Annotated in this window: 23 protein-coding genes; 12 read left to right on the forward strand and 11 right to left on the reverse strand. The window is 58.7% G+C overall.

From position 1 onward, the window contains the following. Positions 1-125: 125 nt before the first annotated feature. Complete coding sequence (locus FHT28_RS12205; protein WP_168596399.1) at positions 126-425, forward strand: DUF2218 domain-containing protein; 300 nt, start codon at positions 126-128, stop codon at positions 423-425. Between the two features lie 83 nt (positions 426-508). Next, positions 509-1,108 carry a nitroreductase family protein gene (locus FHT28_RS12210; RefSeq protein WP_037195580.1) on the forward strand — a complete coding sequence of 200 codons (600 nt, stop codon included), beginning with the start codon at positions 509-511 and terminating at the stop codon, positions 1,106-1,108. A 64-nt stretch (positions 1,109-1,172) separates the two neighbouring features. Here the strand turns inward: FHT28_RS12210 and gyrB are convergent, their stop codons facing one another. The 5 genes from gyrB to FHT28_RS12235 form a co-directional block, all read right to left on the reverse strand. Then, the gene (gene gyrB, locus FHT28_RS12215; protein ID WP_168596400.1) at positions 1,173-3,608 is read right to left on the reverse strand and encodes a DNA topoisomerase (ATP-hydrolyzing) subunit B; all 2,436 of its coding nucleotides are present in this window, start codon (positions 3,606-3,608) and stop codon (positions 1,173-1,175) included. A 148-nt stretch (positions 3,609-3,756) separates the two neighbouring features. Then, positions 3,757-4,122 (reverse strand): helix-turn-helix transcriptional regulator, encoded by a 366-nt coding sequence (locus FHT28_RS12220; RefSeq protein ID WP_047559359.1) that lies wholly within the window; start codon positions 4,120-4,122, stop codon positions 3,757-3,759. Further along, positions 4,119-4,703: a Smr/MutS family protein gene (locus FHT28_RS12225; protein ID WP_168596401.1), complete on the reverse strand. Its 585-nt coding sequence runs from the start codon at positions 4,701-4,703 to the stop codon at positions 4,119-4,121. Before FHT28_RS12225 ends, FHT28_RS12220 begins: the two co-directional genes overlap by 4 nt. Next, a complete protein-coding gene (locus FHT28_RS12230) occupies positions 4,703-5,821 on the reverse strand; it encodes a murein transglycosylase A (RefSeq protein ID WP_168596402.1) in 1,119 nt (372 codons plus the stop codon). The genes FHT28_RS12225 and FHT28_RS12230 overlap by 1 nt, the downstream gene beginning before the upstream one ends. Continuing rightward, positions 5,818-6,519: a Tim44/TimA family putative adaptor protein gene (locus tag FHT28_RS12235; RefSeq protein WP_037195599.1), complete on the reverse strand. Its 702-nt coding sequence runs from the start codon at positions 6,517-6,519 to the stop codon at positions 5,818-5,820. The genes FHT28_RS12230 and FHT28_RS12235 overlap by 4 nt, the downstream gene beginning before the upstream one ends. Before the next feature lie 146 nt (positions 6,520-6,665). On the opposite strand from FHT28_RS12235, the gene FHT28_RS12240 reads away from it, so the two are divergent. Together FHT28_RS12240 and secB are read left to right on the forward strand one after the other, a co-directional pair. After that, positions 6,666-7,184, forward strand: a complete 519-nt coding sequence (locus tag FHT28_RS12240) for an FxsA family protein (RefSeq protein ID WP_168596403.1) — start codon at positions 6,666-6,668, stop codon at positions 7,182-7,184. A 93-nt stretch (positions 7,185-7,277) separates the two neighbouring features. Next, positions 7,278-7,760: a protein-export chaperone SecB gene (secB, locus tag FHT28_RS12245; protein ID WP_037195603.1), complete on the forward strand. Its 483-nt coding sequence runs from the start codon at positions 7,278-7,280 to the stop codon at positions 7,758-7,760. A gap of 84 nt (positions 7,761-7,844) precedes the next feature. Here the strand turns inward: secB and dnaQ are convergent, their stop codons facing one another. From dnaQ to FHT28_RS12270, 5 genes are read right to left on the reverse strand one after another with little or no spacing between them, the layout of a single operon-like run. Next, positions 7,845-8,561, reverse strand: a complete 717-nt coding sequence (gene dnaQ / locus FHT28_RS12250) for a DNA polymerase III subunit epsilon (protein ID WP_168596404.1) — start codon at positions 8,559-8,561, stop codon at positions 7,845-7,847. 1 nt (position 8,562) lies between these two features. Further along, the gene (gene coaE, locus FHT28_RS12255) at positions 8,563-9,180 is read right to left on the reverse strand and encodes a dephospho-CoA kinase (protein ID WP_037195607.1); all 618 of its coding nucleotides are present in this window, start codon (positions 9,178-9,180) and stop codon (positions 8,563-8,565) included. Further along, positions 9,177-10,037 carry a shikimate dehydrogenase gene (locus FHT28_RS12260; RefSeq protein ID WP_168596405.1) on the reverse strand — a complete coding sequence of 287 codons (861 nt, stop codon included), beginning with the start codon at positions 10,035-10,037 and terminating at the stop codon, positions 9,177-9,179. Before FHT28_RS12260 ends, coaE begins: the two co-directional genes overlap by 4 nt. Further along, positions 10,030-10,629 (reverse strand): Maf-like protein, encoded by a 600-nt coding sequence (locus FHT28_RS12265; RefSeq protein ID WP_168596406.1) that lies wholly within the window; start codon positions 10,627-10,629, stop codon positions 10,030-10,032. The genes FHT28_RS12260 and FHT28_RS12265 overlap by 8 nt, the downstream gene beginning before the upstream one ends. 33 nt (positions 10,630-10,662) lie before the next feature. Continuing rightward, on the reverse strand, positions 10,663-11,484 hold the full coding sequence (locus FHT28_RS12270; RefSeq protein WP_037195616.1) for a pyruvate, water dikinase regulatory protein: 822 nt from the start codon (positions 11,482-11,484) through the stop codon (positions 10,663-10,665). A gap of 401 nt (positions 11,485-11,885) precedes the next feature. Here FHT28_RS12270 and hemE point away from each other — a divergent pair, with 401 nt between their 5' ends. The 8 genes from hemE (at position 11,886) to FHT28_RS12310 (ending at position 20,774) form a co-directional block, all read left to right on the forward strand. Further along, a complete protein-coding gene (gene hemE / locus FHT28_RS12275) occupies positions 11,886-12,920 on the forward strand; it encodes a uroporphyrinogen decarboxylase (RefSeq protein ID WP_168596407.1) in 1,035 nt (344 codons plus the stop codon). Continuing rightward, on the forward strand, positions 12,920-13,465 hold the full coding sequence (gene hemJ / locus FHT28_RS12280) for a protoporphyrinogen oxidase HemJ (protein ID WP_092573063.1): 546 nt from the start codon (positions 12,920-12,922) through the stop codon (positions 13,463-13,465). The genes hemE and hemJ overlap by 1 nt, the downstream gene beginning before the upstream one ends. Before the next feature lie 199 nt (positions 13,466-13,664). Next, positions 13,665-14,930 (forward strand): transcription termination factor Rho, encoded by a 1,266-nt coding sequence (rho, locus tag FHT28_RS12285; RefSeq protein WP_092573064.1) that lies wholly within the window; start codon positions 13,665-13,667, stop codon positions 14,928-14,930. A gap of 138 nt (positions 14,931-15,068) precedes the next feature. After that, entirely contained in the window at positions 15,069-16,406 is a 1,338-nt protein-coding gene (gene mnmE / locus FHT28_RS12290) for a tRNA uridine-5-carboxymethylaminomethyl(34) synthesis GTPase MnmE (protein ID WP_246704853.1), read from the forward strand. Positions 16,407-16,514: 108 nt separating this feature from the next. Next, a complete protein-coding gene (mnmG, locus tag FHT28_RS12295) occupies positions 16,515-18,395 on the forward strand; it encodes a tRNA uridine-5-carboxymethylaminomethyl(34) synthesis enzyme MnmG (RefSeq protein ID WP_168596408.1) in 1,881 nt (626 codons plus the stop codon). 25 nt (positions 18,396-18,420) lie between these two features. After that, positions 18,421-19,038: a 16S rRNA (guanine(527)-N(7))-methyltransferase RsmG gene (gene rsmG, locus FHT28_RS12300; RefSeq protein WP_047559383.1), complete on the forward strand. Its 618-nt coding sequence runs from the start codon at positions 18,421-18,423 to the stop codon at positions 19,036-19,038. A 22-nt stretch (positions 19,039-19,060) separates the two neighbouring features. After that, positions 19,061-19,858, forward strand: a complete 798-nt coding sequence (locus FHT28_RS12305) for a ParA family protein (RefSeq protein WP_037195627.1) — start codon at positions 19,061-19,063, stop codon at positions 19,856-19,858. A 31-nt stretch (positions 19,859-19,889) separates the two neighbouring features. Next, complete coding sequence (locus FHT28_RS12310) at positions 19,890-20,774, forward strand: ParB/RepB/Spo0J family partition protein (RefSeq protein WP_037195629.1); 885 nt, start codon at positions 19,890-19,892, stop codon at positions 20,772-20,774. A 122-nt stretch (positions 20,775-20,896) separates the two neighbouring features. Here the strand turns inward: FHT28_RS12310 and holA are convergent, their stop codons facing one another. After that, positions 20,897-21,934 (reverse strand): DNA polymerase III subunit delta, encoded by a 1,038-nt coding sequence (holA, locus tag FHT28_RS12315; protein ID WP_047559386.1) that lies wholly within the window; start codon positions 21,932-21,934, stop codon positions 20,897-20,899. Between the last annotated feature and the right edge of the window lie 7 nt (positions 21,935-21,941).

A 21,941-nucleotide genomic window follows, 5' to 3' on the forward strand; every position in this document is an offset into this window, starting at 1 on the left:
ACAGCATAGCGAAACAGGATTTCGCCGAAATAACGCAAACTTGAAACAGTCTGTCTACCTGGCGAATGCGGAAGGATCTATGTATGGAAACACGTGTCTTCTGTTCAAGTTTACTGGAGCATCCCATGCCCGCATCCGTCTCGTCAGTGAAAACAGAGCATGCCAGTCGCTATCTGCAGCAGCTCTGCAAGCACTGGAGCCACCGATTTGAGGTGGAATTCAATGAAACGGCCGGGAAGGTGCCTTTCAGCGCCGAAGCCTATCTTGGGCTGGTGGCCAATCCCACCAACCTGATCATGACGCTGAGTGTTGAAAAGCCCGAGGATCTCGAACGCATGCAGGCAGTTGTTGCCGATCACCTCAAGCGTTTTGCATTTCGCGAAGAGCTCGATGTGATCTGGACTGCCGACGAGAGCCGAATATAGACACGCCTCATATGTTGATGGCCAACCACGAAATCTCTGCAAAAAGACCTGCAACTGGTTCCCACTGATGGAAAGAAGCCCCAATGACATCAAGCAACAATCGCGAATCGCAGTATCCGATCGATAAGATCTTCCTCGATCGCTGGTCGCCGCGCGCCTATTCCAACGAGACCATGCCGGAAAAGGATCTGCTGACCATTCTGGAGGCTGCCCATTGGGCGCCATCCGCTTCGAACCTGCAGCCCTGGCGCTTCGTCTATGCCCTGCGCGGTTCGGAGAACTGGGACAAGTTCCTCGATCTTCTGATCGAATTCAACCAGGGCTGGGCGAAATCCGCTGCGGCGCTGCTCTTCGTCATCTCGCGCACCCATAGCGGCGAACTCGGTTCCGCCGAGCAGAAGCCCAGCTACAGCCACTCCTTCGATGCTGGCACTGCCTGGGGCTTTCTGGCGATGCAGGCACATCTAGCCGGCTATGCAGCCCACGGCATGGGCGGCTTTCATGTCGAGAAGTCCTACGAGGTTCTCGGTATTCCTGAAGGGTTCCGCGTCGAGACCGCTGTTGCGATCGGCAAGATCGGCGACAAAAACCAGCTACCGGAAAAGCTGAGGGAGCGCGAGGTGCCGAACCATCGCAATCCGCTTTCCGAGGTTGCCTTCAATGGCACGTTTATCGCCAAGTAATTGATATCAATGGAAAAGGCCCGCCAGATGTTCTGGCGGGCCTTTTTGTTTCTCGTGACAGGGATCAGATGTCGAGATTGGCGACGCTTAGCGCATTTTCCTGAATAAACTCGCGCCGGGGCTCGACCTCATCGCCCATAAGTCGGGCAAACAAGCCGTCGGCATCATTCGCATCCGCGACCCTGACCTGCAACAACGAGCGCGCATTCGGATCCAGTGTCGTTTCCCAGAGCTGCTCGGCATTCATTTCGCCAAGGCCCTTATAGCGCTGCATGGTAAGACCCTTGCGGCCGGCGGTGAAGATCGTTTCCAACAGTTTGCGCGGGCCGGAAATCTCGGTTTCGCCATCGCGGCGCACGAGCTTCGGCGGCACGACGTAGGTTTCCTTGAGCCGGACGCCGAGCTGGTCGATGAGGCGTGCATCCTGCGAACCGATCAGCGCCATGTCGAGAAGCACGACTTCCTTGACGCCGCGCACCATGCGCTCGAACCGCAAACCGCCTTCATCCGTCACGAGGCCGGTCCAGCCGCGTTCGGTTTCCTCGGCGATGATATCGAGCCGCTTGGCGACGTCATCAACGAGCACCGCGGCCCGCGCCCGATCGCTGACCAGTTCGGCATTGAGCGCGCCGGCAATCGCCGCCTGTTCGACGACATCGCGGTTATAGCGCGAATGCAGATTGTCGAGCAGCGTGCGCAGGCGCAGCGCATCGAAGATAACCTCGCGCAGATCCTGTCCTGCGCGCACCTCGCCATTGCCAAGCCTGAGGCTCGCATCGTCAAGACCCTGCGCGATCAGATATTCTTCCAGCGCCTTCTCATCCTTCAGATATTGCACCGATTTGCCGCGCGTCACCTTATAGAGCGGCGGCTGGGCAATATAGAGATGGCCGCGTTCGATGAGATCGGGCATCTGCCGGAAGAAGAAAGTCAACAGCAGGGTACGGATATGGGCGCCGTCGACGTCGGCATCCGTCATGATGATGATCTTGTGATAGCGCAGCTTGTCGGCGTTGAATTCGTCCTTGCCGATGCCGGTACCGAGTGCGGTGATCAGCGTGCCGATTTCCTGGCTCGAGAGCATCTTGTCGAAGCGGGCGCGCTCGACGTTGAGAATCTTGCCGCGCAGCGGCAGGATCGCCTGATTTTCGCGCGAACGGCCCTGTTTGGCCGAACCGCCTGCCGAATCGCCCTCGACGAGGAAGACTTCGGACTTGGCGGGATCGCGTTCCGAGCAGTCGGCGAGCTTGCCGGGCAGCGAGGCAATATCGAGAGCGCCCTTGCGCCGGGTCAGCTCGCGCGCCTTGCGGGCGGCCTCGCGGGCGGCAGCGGCTTCGACAACCTTGCCGACCAGTACCTTTGCATCGGACGGATGCTCTTCGAGCCAGGTGCCGAGCGCTTCGTTTACGAGGCTTTCGACCACCGGGCGGACTTCCGAGGAAACCAGCTTGTCCTTGGTCTGCGAGGAGAATTTCGGATCGGGAACCTTGACCGACAGCACAGCCGTCAAGCCTTCGCGGCAATCGTCACCCGTCAGCGTCACCTTTTCCTTCTTGGTGATGCCGGATGACTCGCCGTAGGAGGTGATCTGGCGCGTCAGCGCGGCGCGGAAGCCGGCCATATGCGTGCCGCCATCGCGCTGCGGGATGTTGTTGGTGAAGCAGAGCACGTTTTCATGGTAGCTGTCGTTCCACCACATGGCGACTTCGACAGTGATGCCGTCCTTCTCGCTGCGGATCGACACCGGCTTTTGGACCAGCGGCTTCTTGGCGCGGTCGAGATAGGCGACGAAGGCTTCCAAGCCGCCGTCATAGAGCATCTCTTCCTGCCTGATGTCGGAATGACGCTTGTCGGTCAAAAGGATGCGCACGCCGGAATTCAGGAAAGCAAGCTCGCGGAGGCGATGCTCCAGCGTGCCGTAATCGAATTCCGTCATAGTGAAGGTGTCAGAGCTCGGCATGAAGCTGACTTCGGTGCCGGTCTCATTGCCGGCATCGCCGGTTTCCTTGAGCGGCGCATCGGCCACGCCGTGGGTGAAGCTCATTTCGTTGATCTTGCCCTGGCGGCGGATCTTCAGCTTCAACCAGACGGACAGTGCGTTGACGACGGAAACGCCGACGCCGTGCAAGCCGCCGGAGACCTTGTAGGAATTCTGGTCGAACTTACCGCCGGCATGAAGCTGGGTCATGATGACTTCGGCCGCAGAAACACCTTCGCCGGTATGGATATCCGTCGGGATGCCGCGGCCGTTATCGGTTACCGTCACCGATCCATCGGGATTGAGGGTGACCGTGACGATGTCGGCATAGCCGCCCAACGCCTCGTCGATGGCGTTGTCGACGACTTCGTAGACCATGTGATGCAGGCCCGAACCGTCATCCGTGTCACCGATATACATCCCGGGTCGCTTGCGCACGGCATCAAGGCCCTTCAGAACCTTGATGCTGTCTGCGCCATACTCGGCGTTACCGCCGTTTTCGGTTACGGATATATCGGTCATTTTATTGAAGTCTTTCCAGTGTTTAGAGAATCTCGCCGATCACTGACGAATCAGCGGTTTTTCTTTCCCTGAATATAGGATGTTTCACCCCGAACTTCCAAACGGAAGGCCCCTAAATCAGGTATAAAACAGGGGATTGAGGCGCTTTTCAGCCTGATTTGCCGCCATTTTCGAGAACTCGAGATAGCTCTTGTATCGTTGCTGCGTCAAGATTGCGAATCTTGCCGGCCAAGTGGTTGACGAAGGCCGTATATTCGGGTGCAAGCCCCGACGTGTCGACGACGACGCGGGGGTCGGAAAAGCGCGCCAACAGGAACAATTCCTCGGCTTCGTCCCAGATGATGTTGAAATATCCGGCGATGCGCTGCAGCAGATCAAAGGTCGGTGTCCCGCGCTTTCCGTGTTCTAAGGCGGATAAATAAGCCGGCGTCACATTCAGCGCGGCCGCCATTTCCTTTTGCGAGACGCCCTTGCGCAGCCTGAGCTTTCTCACCGCTTCGCCGAAGGGGGTCAAGGCTTGTCCCCCTTCAGGCGCGACAGGCGGATATAGAGCGCGCCGTCGCCACCATGATGTTGCGCCGCCGTCTCGTAGGAAGAGATCAGAAATCGGAATTCCGGCTTGGAAAACCAGAGCGGTACCGCGCGCTTGAGCGCCCCTTCGCTGCCCATGGAGCTGCCCTTGCCTGTTATGACAAGCACATGGCGAAGCCCGCGGCCATGGGCGCGCAGGAGGAAATCCAGAAGCATGCCATGCGCCTCGCTCTGGATGAGGCCGTGAAGATCGATCCGGGCCTCCAGCGCCAGCCGCCCCTTGGCGATCTTGCGCTTGACCGGACGTTCGAGCTGGTGGTGGCGGCCGGAAGGCTGTTTGGCGGGCGTCGGCACATTTTGCGGGTCGGTTGGCATCGGAGCCGTTCCCGCCTTTGCGGCGCGGGCCTTTTCCTCGCTCTCCGCTTCGGCTGCCAGTGCTGCTTCGAAAGCCTCCATATCGGCCATTCGGCCGGCCATGGGCCGGGTGCTCTTGGCTACCCTGCCCCAGAGGATGCGGTCCTCCGCGCTGAGCTTATGCTCCTTGTTCTTTCGTTCCGAGGCCATCAGCCGAACCTTCGCGCCGCCGCCTTTGGAATGAATATATAAAAATCGGCGTCATTGCGCACTGTGCCGGCGAGCTCCCCGGCATCATAGCCCGAACCGGTAAATATATCGCCGCGCGCCGGCCCGACGATGGCGGAGCCTGTATCCAGCGCCAGCATCAGCCGCGCGAAAGGCTTGCCGGCATCAAGATGAGTGAGACTTTCCGAGCGGATGAAGAAGGGAAAGCCGAAGGTATGGATCAGGCGATCCACCGCAAGGGACCGGCCGGCAAGCAGAGGCACCTTGGCGGCGGCAATCGGACCGAGCGTGGGGTCGCTGACATCGGCCTCGCGGAAGAAGATATAGGACCGATTGTGCCAGAGAACCTCGTCGACCTCCCGTGGGTGGGCATAAAGCCAGTCGCGGATCGTCTGCATGGATATCGTCGCGCGGTCGAGCATACCCCGCTCGATGAGCAGGCGCCCGACCGCCGAGAAGGGATGCCCGGCCTTGGCGGCATAGGTGATGCGGCCCATGCGCCCATCCGGATAGCGCAGGCGAGCAGCCCCCTGCACATGCACGAAGAAGACGTCGACCTTGGATTTCGCCCAGGCGATCTCCAGCCCCTTGCCCTCAAGATAACCGCGATCGATCTCGCCGCGATCGGGATAGGCTGAAATCGCACCGTCGCGGAGGCGTCCGAACATATAGGACGGGTCGAGATCCGCAGGCCGATTGCCGTCGTCCAGGTCGATCAGATCATCTGGTCGCCGGTAGAAGGGATAGCGATAGGTTTCGTCCGGCGTGGCCGAAACCTCGATCTCCGGCTCAAAGAATGCGGTTACGAACCCTTTGGCGCCATCGCCACGGCGAATGAAGAAGGGCCGGCAATGCTCTTCGAAGAAGGCACGTGCCTCGACCGCATCGCGTGGTTCCCAATCTTCGGCGGCATCGAGCACAACCAGAAGTTCATCGGCGGTCAGGCCGGCAGCGCCGGTACGGTAGGGCTTTACGTCGCGGATATGGGTTCGACAGTCCTTCATGGCGCGAAAAAGGCTGGAAGGATCGTCGTCCTTCCAGCCCTTCAGATCGGCGAAGGTTGCCGGTTCCAGTCTGAAATCCTGCAATGGGCTCGTCATTGTTCAGATTCGGTCGCCACAAGTTTCCAGTTCGGATCGCGGGAACGGGTGTCGCGGGCGAAAGTCCAGAGGTCGCTGACCTCGGCCACGGCCTCGGCGTCGCCGTCGATCAGCGTGCCGGCCTTGTCGTAGGTCGCCGAAATCATCTGGCTGACGATGCGCATGGTGACCAAGGCTTCGGTTCCCTTGATCTCGGCGCTGAGAATATCGGCCTTGTCGATGCCGACGAAGGTCGATTTGACCTTTTCACCCTTGGCCTCGCGATCGGCGATTGCTGCATCGAAGCCGTCATAGACCTCGCGCGAAAGCAATCCCTTCAAGGCCTTGCGATCGCCATCTGCAAAAGCCATGACGATCATCTCATAGGCCATGCGGGCGCCATTGACGAATTCCTTCGGATTGAAGGCGGGATCGGTCTTGCTCACTTCGCGCAGAGAATCATTGAGCGGCGTGCCGGCCGGGGTGAAGGCGTCGACGGCGGCGAAGCGATCTTCCTCTTCCGCCGTGTCGCGACGCGGCAAGGTCACCACCTTGCCGGCATCCGGCGGCGTCGGGCCATTCACCGGATCGGCGGAACCATAGAGATCGCGCGGCGGCTTCTCATTCCCCGTGCGGCGGCCAAGGACACTGCGCAACTGAAAGAAGATCAGCACCGCTGCCACCAGGAAAAAGATCGTCACAAAGTCGTTTGCACCCATCTCGTATCGGAACCACCGTTAAAATTAAAGTTTCAATCCCCATATAGTCCGCATCCATCTATCATTCAAATAGCGGACCAGTTTCTTTATTATGCGCGATCAACTAACGCTTATGCCGAGAAACCCGCGTTCAGGACCAGGATAACATGCGCCTATCGCTTCTACCTATCTTCGTTTTTCTGATGCCGCTCGCGGAAATCGCCGGCTTCATCGTCGTCGGAAAGATGGTTGGCGTCTGGGCGACGCTGGGGCTGGTGATCCTCAGCGCCCTGCTCGGTGCGGCGCTCTTGAGAATTCAAGGGATCGGCATTCTCCAGCGCATCTCGACCGAGAGCCGCAACGGCGGCGATCCCGGCCGCGAGATGGTGCATGGCGCCATGATCGTTATCGCGGCCTTCTTCCTGATGCTGCCGGGCTTCATCTCCGATATCATCGGCCTGCTGCTTTTCATTCCGGCCGTGCGCGATCTCGCCTGGAGGATCCTGCGCAACCGTATCGTCGTCGTCGGCAATTCCCGCGCCTTTCGTCGCGGTCAAGGACCGGGCGCCGGTCCGCAGGCTCAGCCAAGCAAACCCGGAACGATCGTCGATCTCGACGAAACCGATTTCCATCGCGAGCCTAAGCGCAACTCGCCCTGGTCCGATCAGAAGCGGCTCGAGGACTAGAACAGCGGTCCAAAAAGCGCCGGGGCATAAGGGTTGTAAGCCCCAATTTGAAATGCTAGATGGCGACACCTATTGACGTGAGAGGACACCCCCATGGCCAACGAGACCAGCGGCAACGGCGCAGCCAGCCCGAGCCTTAGCATCCTTGCTCAGTACACCAAGGATCTTTCCTTCGAAAATCCGGGTGCTCCGCGCTCGCTTCAGGCCCGGGAAAATGCTCCCGACATCAATATCAATGTCAACGTCAACGCCAATCCGCTGTCTGATTCGGATTTCGACGTCGTATTGACGCTGAATGCCGAAGCCAAGGATGGCGAGCGCGTTCTCTTCCATACCGAGCTGGTCTATGGCGGCGTCTTCCGCGTCACCGGCTTCCCGCAGGAACACATGCTGCCGCTGCTCTTCATCGAGTGCCCGCGCCTGCTGTTCCCCTTCGCGCGTCAGATCATCGCCGATATCACCCGCAACGGCGGCTTCCCGCCGCTGATGATCGACCCGATCGATTTCGCGCAGATGTTCACGCAGCGTATGGCCGAAGAGCAGGCCCGCGCCCAGGTTTCGGCCGTTCCGAACTAAGCCTTCACCCGCCTATCATTGATAGAAAAGAAAATGCCCGGATCAATGTCCGGGCATTTTCTTTTGGTGCCTCGAAATGCGCTTCTATTCGGAAGCGCGATATTTGGACCAGATCCCCTTCGCGCCGAGCTTGGCAATCAGCGCCGCATGGGCGGACAGTTCTTCTTCGCTCACCCTGCCCGGCAAAGGTTCGGGCCGCGCGAAGACATCGACAACAATCTCCTCCCCCTCGTCATTCTGACGGGAGCGCGCCGATGAACCGTTGCTGCTGCCGAGGCCGAGAGCGGTCTGCCGGCCACCGATCATCTCGATATAGACTTCGGCAAGCAGCTCGGAGTCGAGGAGAGCTCCGTGTTGAGTGCGATGTGAGTTGTCGATGCCGTAGCGCCGGCAGAGCGCATCCAGCGAGTTCGGCCCCATGGGATGCTTGCGGCGCGCCATGGCCAGGGTGTCGATCACCATATCAGGCAGGATCGGCGGCCGGCCGAGCCGGGCGAATTCGGCATTGACGAAGCCCATGTCGAAGGTGGCGTTGTGTGCGATCCATTTGGCGCCGGCGAAGAATTCGAGGATCTGATCGGCGACATCGGCGAAGGGCGGCTTGTCCTTCAGGGACTCGTCGGTGATGCCATGCACGGCGAGTGCGTCCGGATGAACCTTGCGATCGCCTGGATTGATGAAGAGGTGCAGCGTGTTACCGGTCGGGAAATGGTTGATGAGCTCGATGCCGCCGATTTCGATGATACGGTCCGCCCTGTTGTCGAGCCCGGTGGTTTCCGTATCGAAAATGATCTCGCGCATATCAGGGCTCTCCGCCTTTTGATTCGTCAGTCGGCGGCTTTTGCCGCAGGTCCGCTATGATCTCTTTTACTTGTTCGCGCGCCGCATCGATGCTCCGGCCGGTATCGATGACATAATCGGCGCGCGCCCGCTTTTCCGCGTCCGGCGTCTGGCGGGAGAGAATCATATCGAATTTTTCCTCTGTCATGCCCGGCCGGGCAAGCACCCTTTGCCTTTGAATCTGTGGATCGCAGCTGACGACGACGATCTTATCCACCCTTTTGTCCGCCCCGGTTTCGAACAGCAGCGGGATATCGAGCACCACCATATCGACGCCGGCTTGCCGTTGGCGCTTGAGGAACAGGCGCTCGCGCTCGCGCACCAGCGGATGGACGATGGCCTCCAGTCGCTTGAAGCCGGAGGGATCACCCGAAAGCTGGCGGCCAAGCTCCTGCCGATCGACCATCCCATCCCTGGTCGAACCGGGGAAAGCAGCCTCGACCAACGGAACCGCCTCGTTGCTGTAGAGATCATGCACTACGGCATCGGAGTCGTTCACCGGAATACCGGCTTCGGCGAACAGTTTCGCCGAGGTCGACTTTCCCATCCCGATCGATCCCGTGAGGCCGATTCTGATCATGTGTGCCTGTCCATGTCGGCGATGATCAAAGCCCTTAGAGCCTCATCGACCACCGGGCGTTTTCCGAACCATTTTTCAAAGCCCGGCACCGCTTGATGCAACAGCATGCCAAGACCGTCGACAATGGCAAAGCCCTGATCTTCCGCCTGGGTCAGAAGCGGCGTCTTCAGCGGCACATAGACAATGTCCGTCACGACAGCCCCATCCGCAAGGGGCGAGAAATCGATCCGCGGGGCAGCCTCGCCATCCATGCCGAGCGACGTGGTGTTGATGAACAGGCCTGCGTTCTGCATGACTTCGCAAAGTGCGGCGATAGGATGCGCGTGAACCCGGTCGCCGAAGCGATCCGCCAATTCCTGTGCCCGCTCGACGGTGCGGTTGACGACGTGGATCTCCGTGAAGCCGCGATCGCGCACGGCCTGTATGACGGCGCGGCTGGCACCGCCCGCTCCGAGGATCACGGCGCGCGCGCTGCGATCCCAGCCCGGATGGCGTTCATCGAGATTTGCCGTGAAGCCGCGACCATCGGTGTTGGTCGCGTGAAGCAGCCCCTCCTCAAGCCATAGCGTATTGGAAGCGCCAAGCTCCTCAGACAATTCGTCCGGCCGGTCCGCCAATTTGAAAGCCGCCTCCTTGTGCGGGATCGTCACGTTGCCGCCGACAAAACCGCCGGAGCGCTCCTTGAGCGAAACGATGAACGCCGGAAAGTCTTCCGCGGAGACTTCATGCGCACGGTAGCTGCCGGCAAGGCCGAGCTGGCGCAGCCAATAGCCGTGGATCAGCGGCGAGCGGGAATGCCTGACCGGATAGCCCGTGACGAAGGCTTTCGGAGATTGTGTTTCACGTGAATCATCCATCGATCGCTCCCAATTCACGCAGCTGCTGGAGAAGCGGCAGCATCGGCAATCCCACTATGGTAAAATAGTCGCCGTCGATCTTGGAGAAGAGTTGGATGCCCTCCCCCTCGAGCTGATAGGCACCGACGCTCGACAACGCCTTCTCGCCGACACGGGTGAGATGCCGATGGATGAAATCGGCCGATAGCTCACGCATCGTCAAGTTGGCGTGTGACACATGTTCCCAAATGATATCGCCGTTGCGCGCCAGAGCGATGGCGCTGTTGAGCCGGTGTGTCTGGCCCGACAAGATCCGCAGATGCTCTTCGGCATCCGCGATGGTCTTCGGCTTGTGGAAGACCCGGCTGCCGAGCGACATGGTCTGATCCGAGCCGATGACGAACGAACCGGGAAAGCGATCGCTCACCTCTTTCGCCTTCGCCTTGGCCAGCACCAGGGCTACGGCATCCGGACCGGCGCCATCGCGTTCCAACGGCGCTTCGATTGCGCGCTCGTCGATATCGGCGGCGATGGCTTGAAAATGCAATCCGGCATTTTCCATCAACATCCGCCGGAACGGGCTGGACGATGCAAGGATAAGGGGCACAGTCATGGCGGCTGCCTTTGAAATAGCGATGTGCAGCGCTTAGCGCAGCTTGGGGCGCAGGGCAACAATGGCGGCCGCAGTCTCTTCGATCGACCGACGCGTGACGTCGATGATCGGCCAATTGTGCCGCGCGCAGAGCGAGCGGGCATATTTCAGCTCTTCGGAGATGGCGGCGCGATCCGTGTAGTCGCCACGATCGAAGCCGGGCGTCGTGCCGAGAATGCGGTTTTCGCGCACCTGCGAAATCCGATCCGTTGTTGCCACCAGGCCTACGATCAGCGGCTTCGTCGCCCTGGCCAGGCTTTCCGGCAAAGGCATGCCCGCCACGATCGGAATATTGGCGGTCTTGATACCGCGGTTTGCAAGATAGATGCTGGTCGGCGTCTTCGAGGTGCGGCTGATGCCAATAATGACGACGTCGGCATCGTCATAATCATCGGGCATCTGCCCGTCGTCATGATCCATGGTGAAGTTCAGCGCTTCGATGCGCGCGAAGTAGTCGGCATTCATCACATGCTGCGCCCCGACCCGGCGACGCGATGCCGTGCCGAGATAGGTCTGAAAGACATTCATGACCGGCTCGAGAACATTGACGCAGGGCACGCCCATCTCCCGGCAACGCTCGTCGATGAAGTCGGCAAGCTCGCGATCGACGATCGTATAGAGGACAATGCCGGGACTGTGATCGATTGCTTCGAGTACAGGCAGAAGCTGCTTGCGATTCCGAATCAGCGGATAGACGTGCTCAATCGGCTGCGTGGCATGGAATTGAACGGATGCGGCCCGACCGGCCGAGATGAGAGTCTCTCCCGTTGAGTCAGAAATCAGGTGAAGATGAAAGAAGCTTGTTCGGTTTTCCACGCTACTTTCCATCGCCTGTTAATATCCCGGGAAAAAAAGAGGTACGAGAAGCGGCCTGTCCTGGGCAAGGGGAAAACTGCCGAGTTTTCCACATTTGGGTTTTTCGTCCGGTCGCTTCCGCGTTGCTTGTGGGCAATGTGGACAAGGTGGGAAGTTCCGCGCCTCTCCCCAACTTATCCCCAGAAGGCTTGAGAGTGGAATTCGCGGCAACCTACTCAAAAGATTAGAAGATCTTCTTTGCTTTCCACATATCCCCATAGCCTCGTGTAAATTCCTGAAAAGTTGCTGGCGAGGCGCGACAAATTGGATAGGCGATGAATGAACTTTAATCCTTGATAGTCACCGACTCTAAGAAATAGAAACCTTAAGATATATATTTGATTTTATATGGGATGATGTCTTTGACCGGTGAACGTCGGAAGATTATAAGGGTGCTGGGTGGAGAAACGGTGAGCCCTCCCCCTCTATGGCTGATGCGACAGGCCGGTCGTTATCTGCCAGAATATCGCGAGACGCGCGCCAAGGCCGGAAGCTTTCTCGATCTCTGTTATACGCCCGATTATGCTGTGGAAGTGACGCTGCAGCCAATACGCCGCTACGGTTTCGACGCCGCCATCCTGTTTTCCGACATCCTTGTCATTCCTGACGCATTGAAGCGCAATGTCCGCTTTACCGAGGGACATGGCCCCGAGATGGATCCGATCGACGAGGCAGGCATCCTGGCTTTGAAGCCGGAAGGCGTGATTGCCCATCTTGCGCCGGTCATGGAGACGGTGCGGCGGTTGCGGCGGGACCTCCCCCCCGAAACGACGCTTCTCGGCTTCTGTGGCGCGCCTTGGACCGTTGCGACCTATATGATCGCCGGTCACGGCACGCCGGATCAGGCCCCCGCCCGATTGTTCGCCTATCGTCACCCGAAGGCGTTCGAACATCTTCTGATGCTGCTCGCCGACATATCCGCCGACTATCTCGTGGCGCAGATCGATGCTGGTGCCGATGCCGTGCAGATTTTCGATTCGTGGGCTGGTGTACTCGGCGAGAAGGAATTCGAGGCCTTCGCCGTCAGGCCGGTCGCAAGGATGATCGCGTCGGTCAAGGCACGCCGGCCGCAGGCGGGGATCATCGCATTCGCCAAGGGTGCGGGCTATCAATTGAAGACCTACCGGCAGAAGACCGGTGCGGATGCGATCGGTCTGGACTGGTCGGTGCCTCTGGCTTTCGCCCGAGAGCTGCAGCAGGAGGGCCCGGTGCAGGGCAATCTCGATCCGATGCGCGTCGTTGCCGGCGGCAGGGCTTTGGAGGAAGGGATCGATGATATCCTGCAGCATCTCGGGAACGGTCCGCTGATTTTCAATCTCGGGCACGGGATAACGCCGCAGGCGGACCCGGCCAATGTCGCCGCACTCGTCGAGCGCGTGCGGGGATGGAGAGGCTGATGACGACGGAGAAGCAGACGGACAAAGCTCCGGGCCGGAGAGCCGGGCGACGTGCCTATTTCATGATCCTGATCTTCGCAGCCCTGGCGATCGGGCTCTTCGCCTGGCATCCGGCCGATCTCTATCTCTGGATCAAGGCCCTTCACATTATCGCGGTGATCTCATGGATGGCCGGCATGTTCTACCTGCCGCGGCTTTTCGTCTATCATACCGATGCCGAACCTGGTTCGCAGCAATCCGAGACGTTCAAGGTGATGGAACAGCGCCTGTTGCGCTACATCATAACGCCGGCGATGATTTTGACCTGGATTTTCGGGCTCTATCTTGCCTGGTCGGTTTATGATTTCCAGGGCGGCTGGCTACATGCGAAGATAGGGCTGGTTGTCGTGCTATCAGCTGTTCATGGTCACTTCAGCAGCGCGGCGCGCGCCTTTGCTCGCGATGAGAACAAGCATTCGGCGCGTTATTGGCGTCTCATGAACGAGGCGCCGACGCTGTTGATGATCCTGATCGTCATACTTGTCGTCGTGAAACCCTTTGCGTGAGATGGGTCTTTTTTAGCGGCGGAGTTAAATTTCCTTCATTTTGCCTGCCCCCCTTGCGGGCCATAGACTGAATCGCTATTTTCCCGCCATCTCTTCTTCGTGGCATGTATCCATTCTGTCTCCCGCGAACGCCCCTATCGCGGTTCTGAATTCGAACAACATTGCCTTTCCCCTCATAAAAAAACGAGTAATTCCCTTCATGGCTGAAATGAAGCTTCAAGAACTGAAAAACAAATCCCCGACCGATCTCCTGGCCTTTGCCGAGTCGCTCGAGGTCGAAAACGCCAGCACGATGCGCAAACAGGAACTGATGTTTGCGATCCTGAAGGTGCTCGCAAGCCAGGACGTGGAAATCATCGGCGAGGGCGTCGTCGAGGTTCTGCAGGACGGCTTCGGTTTCCTTCGCTCCGCGAATGCCAACTATCTTCCCGGCCCGGACGACATCTACATCTCCCCTTCCCAGATCCGCCGCTTCTCGCTGAAGACGGGCGATACGGTCGAGGGGCCGATCCGTGGCCCGAAGGAAGGCGAGCGCTATTTCGCGTTGCTGAAGGTCAACACGATCAATTTCGACGATCCGGAAAAGATCCGTCACAAGGTCCACTTCGACAATCTGACGCCGCTCTATCCGAACGATCGTTTCCGTATGGAACTCGACGTTCCCACAACGAAGGATCTTTCGCCGCGCGTCATCGATCTCGTGGCGCCGCTCGGCAAGGGCCAGCGCGGCCTGATCGTCGCTCCGCCGCGGACCGGTAAGACTGTTCTGTTGCAGAACATCGCCCATTCGATCACCGCCAATCACCCGGATTGCTACCTGATCGTCCTTTTGATCGACGAACGTCCGGAAGAAGTCACCGACATGCAGCGCTCCGTGCGCGGCGAAGTGATTTCGTCGACCTTCGATGAGCCGGCCGTCCGTCACGTCCAGGTCGCCGAAATGGTGATCGAGAAGGCCAAGCGGCTTGTCGAGCACGGCCGGGACGTCGTCATCCTGCTCGATTCCATCACCCGCCTCGGCCGCGCCTACAACACGGTTGTTCCCTCTTCCGGCAAGGTCCTGACGGGCGGTGTCGACGCCAACGCACTGCAGCGCCCGAAGCGCTTCTTCGGTGCCGCGCGTAATATCGAAGAAGGCGGCTCGCTGACCATCATCGCGACCGCGCTGATCGATACCGGCAGCCGCATGGACGAAGTCATCTTCGAAGAATTCAAGGGCACCGGTAACTCGGAAATCGTTCTCGACCGCAAGGTCGCCGACAAGCGCATCTTCCCGGCCATGGATATCCTCAAGTCCGGTACGCGCAAGGAAGACCTGCTGGTTCCGCGCCAGGATCTCCAGAAGATCTTTGTCCTCCGCCGTATTCTGGCCCCGATGGGTACCACCGATGCGATCGAGTTCCTGATCGACAAGCTGAAGCAGACGAAGAACAATCCGGATTTCTTCGAGTCGATGAACACATAATCATTAGCCGGATTCATCGGCGGCGCCATTATGGTGGCGCCCACAATGTGATATCATCGGGTCGCCTTGGGCGGCCCGATTTCTTTTGAGGCCGTACCCCAGAGAAGGATAATGAGCCTCCACTCGGAATCGATTCGGATGCGGACCAAATCCATGCAGGTGACCAGCGACACGATCTACGCACTCTCCAGCGGCGGCCTTCCCTCCGGCGTCGCCGTGATCCGCATGAGTGGTGCAAAGGCTCTGGAAGTCACAGAATCACTTGCCGGATCGTTGCCGCCCGCGCGACAGGCCGTTTTGAAAACGATTCGGACTCGTAACGGTCTTATTCTTGATCGCGGATTGGTGCTTATTTTTCCCGGGCCGAACTCGTTTACGGGCGAGGATTGTGCGGAGATTCATGTTCACGGCGGTAAAGCTGTCGTTGCCGCGCTGCTGGCTGAGCTTGCGACGTTCGATCAATGCCGCCTTGCGGAACATGGTGAATTCTCTCGCCGGGCGCTGGAAAACGGCAAGATGGATCTTGTCGAGGTCGAGGGTCTAGCAGATCTCATCAGCGCTGAGACGGAGATGCAGCGGCGCCTGGCGATGGAACATGCGGCCGGTGGTCTGTCGCAGCTCTATGACGGATGGGCGGATCGCCTGACGCGCGCCCGCGCGTTGATCGAGGCGGAACTGGATTTTGCCGACGAAGAAGATGTGCCGGGCTCGGTTTCGGATCTGGTCTGGAGCGACATGGCCAAGCTCCGCTTGGAACTGGCGGATCATCTTGCGGGAGCGGATTTCGGCGAGATCCTTCGGGACGGATTGAAGGTGGTGATTGCCGGTGCGCCGAATGCCGGCAAGTCGAGCCTGATGAATGTGCTGGCGCGCCGCGAGGTGGCGATCGTTACCGAAATTGCCGGGACGACCCGTGACGTTCTGCATGTCGATCTCAATATCGATGGCTACGCCGTTAAGCTCTACGATACTGCGGGTCTGCGCGATACGGACGAAGTCGTGGAGCGTGAGGGCATTCGGCGTGCGCTGAGGACGGCCGCTGATGCCGATATTGTCCTTTCGCTGGCGGAGATCGGTGAACGGGCTCAACTGGAGTTTCCGGGATTTACCGGCAGAGTCGTCAGGATCGGTACCAAATCCGACATTTATCCCGATGAAGCTGACGGCGACTATGAACTGCGCATCTCGTCCGCCACGGGAGCTGGTCTTGCCGAGTTGCATGCATTGCTGCTGGAGGATCTGCGAGGCCGCTCCAGTTCCCTCTCTCTGGCTTTGCCGAGCAGAACGCGTCATCGTACGCTTCTTTCGGATAGCTTAGAGGCGCTGACGGCAGCGGTCGCCTCCATTTCGGCCGGCCTTGATATACGGGCAGAGTATCTTCGACGGAGCGCAAATAGTCTCGGCCGGATTACGGGCCGCGTGGATGTTGAGGATTTGCTGGATGTCATCTTCTCGGAATTCTGTATCGGCAAATGATTCACGTGAAACAGCGCGATCGGCACACCAGAGATAACGTTTCACGTGAAACCTTCTTGACTCCTGAAATCGCTGTGCCAAACAAGCGGCATTACGAGGACTTTGATAATGCTCGACAGAACATATGATGTGATCGTCGTGGGCGGCGGCCATGCGGGCAGCGAAGCTGCCGCTGCTGCTGCGCGTTTGGGCGCGCGTACGGCGCTCATCACCCACAAGCGTAGTACAATAGGTGTGATGTCGTGCAACCCGGCGATCGGCGGCCTTGGAAAAGGTCATCTGGTCCGCGAGATCGACGCGCTTGATGGCCTGATGGGGCGAGTGGCTGACGCGGCCGGCATTCAGTTTCGCATGCTGAACCGGAAGAAGGGGCCAGCCGTCCGCGGTCCGCGAACGCAAGCTGATCGTAAGCTCTATCGCCTGGCTATGCAGGCGGAGATCGCCGTGATCGAGAATCTCGATATCATCGAAGGTGATGCATTCGATCTCGCCATCGAGCATGGGCGAGTTTCCGCAGTCACCTTGAAGGATGGCAGAGTGATCCCCTGCGGCGCCGTGGTGCTGACGACGGGGACTTTTCTTCGCGGCTTGATCCATATCGGTGACAAGAAAATTCCAGCTGGCAGGGTCGGGGAAGAACCGTCGATCGGGCTATCCGGCACTTTGCTGCGTCATGGCTTGGCGCTTGGTCGTCTGAAGACCGGCACACCGGCACGCCTGGATGGCACGACGATCGATTGGGATTCGGTCGGCCGCCAGGGTGCGGATGAAGATCCGACGCCTTTTTCCTTCATGACGGATTCCATCGTGAATCCACAGATCGAATGTGGTGTCACCCGCACGACGCCGGCGACGCACAAGATCATTGCCGACAATCTGAAGCGCTCGGCCATGTATTCCGGTCAGATCGAAGGAGTTGGACCGCGCTATTGCCCGTCGATCGAGGACAAGATCGTCAAGTTCGGGGAACGTGATGGCCACCAGATCTTTCTTGAGCCCGAAGGGCTGGATGACACGACGATCTATCCCAACGGTATATCGACGTCGCTCCCCGAGGATGTACAGGAAAGCTTCATCAGAACCATTCCGGGTCTGGAACGAGTTCGGATTCTACAATGCGGCTACGCCATCGAGTATGATCACGTCGATCCTCGCGAGCTGAAACTGTCCCTGGAAGTGGAAAAGATTCCCGGTCTTTTCCTCGCCGGCCAGATTAACGGCACAACTGGATATGAGGAAGCCGGCGCGCAGGGCCTGGTTGCGGGCCTGAATGCCGCGCGTTTTGCCTCTGGTGGTCAAGCAATCGAGCTCAGCCGCACTGAATCCTATATCGGTGTGATGATCGATGATCTTACATCGCGCGGTGTCGCCGAGCCCTATCGCATGTTCACGTCGCGCGCGGAATACCGTCTGTCGCTGCGGGCGGACAATGCTGACGTGCGCCTGACGCCGGTTGGCCTATCGATCGGATGTGTGACCGCTGCGCGTGGCGTGCGGTTCAACGCCTATCTGGAAAAGCTGGGGCAGGCTCGTAACCGGTTGAAGCAATTGAATGTGACGCCGAGTGAGGCCGAGAAGGCGGGGCTGCATCTGAACAAGGACGGCCATCGGCGCTCAGCTTACGAGCTTCTTTCTTATCCCGGTCAATCCATCGAATCGCTGTCCAAGCTTTGGCCGCAACTGCGTTCGATTGAGCGAGCTGTTGTCGAGGCCGTGGAAATCGAGGCCGCTTACGCCGTCTACATGGACCGGCAGACCGCTGATATCGTTCAGACGCGGCGCGAGGAAGAACGCCTTATCCCCGCGGAGTTTGATTTCGCCGTTCTGTCCGGCTTGTCCAATGAGCTGAAGCAGAAGCTGAGCCTGGCCCGACCGAAGAACATCGCCCAGGCCTCGCGCATTGACGGAATGACGCCGGCGGCAATTTCGTTGTTGCTGGCTCATTTGAGAAAGCTGGGCAGTGTTGACGAGCGGAAGCTCGTTTCCTGATCCTGCAAGGTTTGAGAGTCCAATTATGGAATTAAACGGTGTACGTGTTTCACGTGAAACACAGGAACGTCTGCAGCATTTTGCGGAACTCTTTCAAAAATGGGCTAAGACGATCAATCTGGTTGCGCCGTCGACGGTCGATGACCTCTGGCGACGACATATTGCCGATAGCGCGCAGATCTTCCAACTACATCCAAAACCCGCTCACTGGGTCGACCTGGGCAGCGGGGGCGGGTTTCCGGGCGTCATTACCGCGATTCTGCTCGCCGAGCAGGGTGAAGGCCATGTCGATCTGGTCGAAAGCAACCAGAAAAAAGCGGCCTTTCTCAGGGTTTGTCTACGTGAATGCGGCGCTCGTGGCACAGTTCATGCCGTCCGAATCGAAGAGGCTCCAGCGACTATTCAGAACTGCGATGTGATCTCCGCGCGCGCCCTTGCGGAACTGGACATGTTGCTGGACTACGCCGCCCCGTGGGTGGAGCGCAACGAGAATATACGTCTCTTGCTCCATAAAGGCCGGGATTACGAGCGCGAGCTTCAGAAAGCCCGTGGTCGTTGGGGATTCGATCTGTTAAAACACCAGAGTGTCGTTGAGCGGGATTCTGTTATTCTGGAGTTAAGCCGCCTTCGGCGCCTGATTTAACCATAAATTGGATGTGCGGCAGATGATCGGCGAGCGAAATCGGATTATTACCATCGCAAATCAGAAGGGCGGCGTTGGCAAGACGACGACCGCGATCAATCTGGCCACGGCCCTCGCCGCGATCGGCGAGCGCGTGTTGATCGTTGATCTCGATCCGCAAGGCAATGCCAGCACCGGCCTGGGCATCGAGCGACGAAATCGGAAGCTTTCATCCTATGATATTTTGACCGGTACGCATACGATCCTGGAAACCGTCCTGGAGACTGCTGTACCGAATCTCTTTATCGTGCCATCGACAATGGACTTGCTTGGCGTCGAGATGGAAATTGCGCAACAGCCGGATCGCGTCTTTCGGCTTCGACGTGCATTGTCCGGTTCGGACGCCCTCGCCTTCTCTTATATATTGGTCGATTGCCCGCCCTCTTTTAATTTGTTAACCATGAATGCCATGGCGGCCGCGCACTCGGTGTTGGTACCGCTGCAGTGCGAGTTCTTCGCTCTTGAAGGCCTTAGTCAATTGCTTGAGACGGTGGATCAGGTTCGGCGTACCGTTAATCCATCGCTCGACATTCAGGGTATCGTGTTGACAATGTTCGATTCCCGCAACAATCTCGCGCAGCAGGTCGTGAACGACGTTCGCACGCATTTGGGTGAAAAGGTCTACCATACGTTGATTCCGCGCAACGTTCGCGTGTCCGAGGCCCCTTCTTATGGCAAGCCGGCAATTCTCTACGACCTGAAATGCGCGGGCAGCCAAGCTTATTTGCAGTTGGCGTCGGAAGTGATTCAAAGGGAGAGGCAGCGTAAGGCTGCAGCCTGATATAATATTTGTTCCAGGGTGAGTATCGGCGATGAATGATGATCTTTCGAAACGGCGTCTTGGGCGCGGATTGGCGGCTCTTATCGGAGAGATGGACCAGCCGACGCCGGTGGATGTTGGAAGACCGCCGGTCAATCCGGATCGTATGGTGCCGATCGAATTCATCGCCCGCAACCCGCGAAATCCCCGTCGTTATTTCGACGAAACCGAGCTGCATGATCTCGCCAGCTCCATTCGCCAGCACGGTATTGTGCAGCCGGTCGTCGTTCGCCCCGTTTCGACCGATCGTTATGAAATAATAGCCGGCGAAAGACGTTGGCGCGCGGCACAGCTGGCCGGTCTAGTTGAGATCCCGGTCATCGTTCGTGATGTTGACGACAAGACCGCGCTGGAAATTGCCATCGTCGAAAACGTTCAGCGTGCGGATCTCAATCCGCTCGAAGAAGCGCTGGGCTATGAGCAGCTGATTGCCGAGCACGGATATACCCAGAATGATCTCGGCGAGATCATCGGCAAAAGCCGCAGCCATGTCGCCAATTCCCTGCGTCTTCTGAAGCTTCCCGATCAAGTGCGCGATATGCTCGCTGCCGGTAGCCTTTCCGCTGGTCATGCGCGCGCGCTGGTGTCGACCTCCGACCCCGCGACCCTTGCCCGCACGATCGTTTCCAAGGGCATGTCGGTCCGAGATGCCGAGCGTCTGGCGCAGAATGACATCAAGGCCCAGAACGATCCCCGTCCCGCCGGAACCCGCAAGGACGAGAAGGATTCCGATACGCTGGCGCTCGAGCGTACCCTGTCCGATGCGCTCGGGCTGGATGTCGCGATCAACCATCGCGGCAATGGCGGTCAGGTAAAGATATCCTACAAGACCCTCGAGCAACTGGAAGAGATTTGCCGGCTGCTGGAACGGCGCTAGAGCGGTTGCGGGAAAAGTCCGCAACGGTTTTTCGTCTTGAATTGCATAAAAACAATAGGTTAGCCCGCATAAGCGATCCCATGAAGCGCTGATGTGCGCGGAAACATGTTTCCCGTGAAACATCAGCCCTTGCGGGCGGATTGCAGTGTTGTTGCCAGCAGGGTCTGGGTGGCGATCGTATCCTCCAGGCTGGCGCGCTGGCGCGTCTGCAGGATGGCGGATTGCAGCCTGTTCATCTCGCGGGCAATGGCTGGCGCTGTCCAGCTCTTGAGTGCCTGCTCGATAATCGGCTTGCGGCGAAAATGCAGGTGGCGCCCAAGTGTCTGCATGACCTGCGCTGGCGCCAGTCGCTTTTCGTCCATTTCGGCCCGCATCGTATCGAGCAATTGAAATTGCCTCAGGCAGCCCTGTAGCACGAGAAACATCGGCGTTTTCGAGGTGGCGATCTTCTGCATGGCATGCAGGAACGCTTCCGAATCGCCCTTCAGAATGGCGTCGACGGCGTCGTCCGTGGAGATCGCGCTGGCATCGCCGATGATATCGGTAACATGCCCTTCCTCGATCATACCCTGCCCGCGGCAATAGAGCGCCAGCTTGCGGACTTCGTTGCGCGAGGCAATACGATCGCCGCCGAGAAGCTCCAACAGCACCTGGCGGGCCGCGGGCGTGATGCGGAGATTTTCATTTGCCAGCTCAGTATCGATGAGACCGTTGAGCGCGCGAATGTCGTCTGCGTAGCAGGGAATTGTCGCGACCGCGCGAGACGGTTCGGCTACCTTGCGCAACCCCGACCCCTTCTTGAGATCGCCTGCCTCGATAATGACAAAACTCGCATCCGGCGGGTTATCAGCGATAATCTGTAACGAATCGATGAGGCCTTTTTCGTTGGCGGCGCCGCGAATCCAGACGAGCTTCTCGCCACCGAAGAGGCCGATGGCATTGACTTCGTCGAGCAAGCGGCCTGCATCGCTCTGCAGGTCGGTAACATCGAGCTTGATAACGGAGAAAGGATCTTTCAGATCGACGCCGGTCTTGGCCGCGATTTGGGCCGCGCGTTCGGAAACCAGGCCGCGATCCGGGCCATAAACGACGAAAATCCGGTAGTTCCGCGCGGCATTTTGGAGGAATCCGTCAAATTCGTGAGACTTGATTTCCGCCATGCCGCGC

The organism is Rhizobium sp. SG570 (assembly GCF_012275345.1).
Classification (GTDB): Bacteria; Pseudomonadota; Alphaproteobacteria; order Rhizobiales; family Rhizobiaceae; genus Rhizobium; species Rhizobium lusitanum.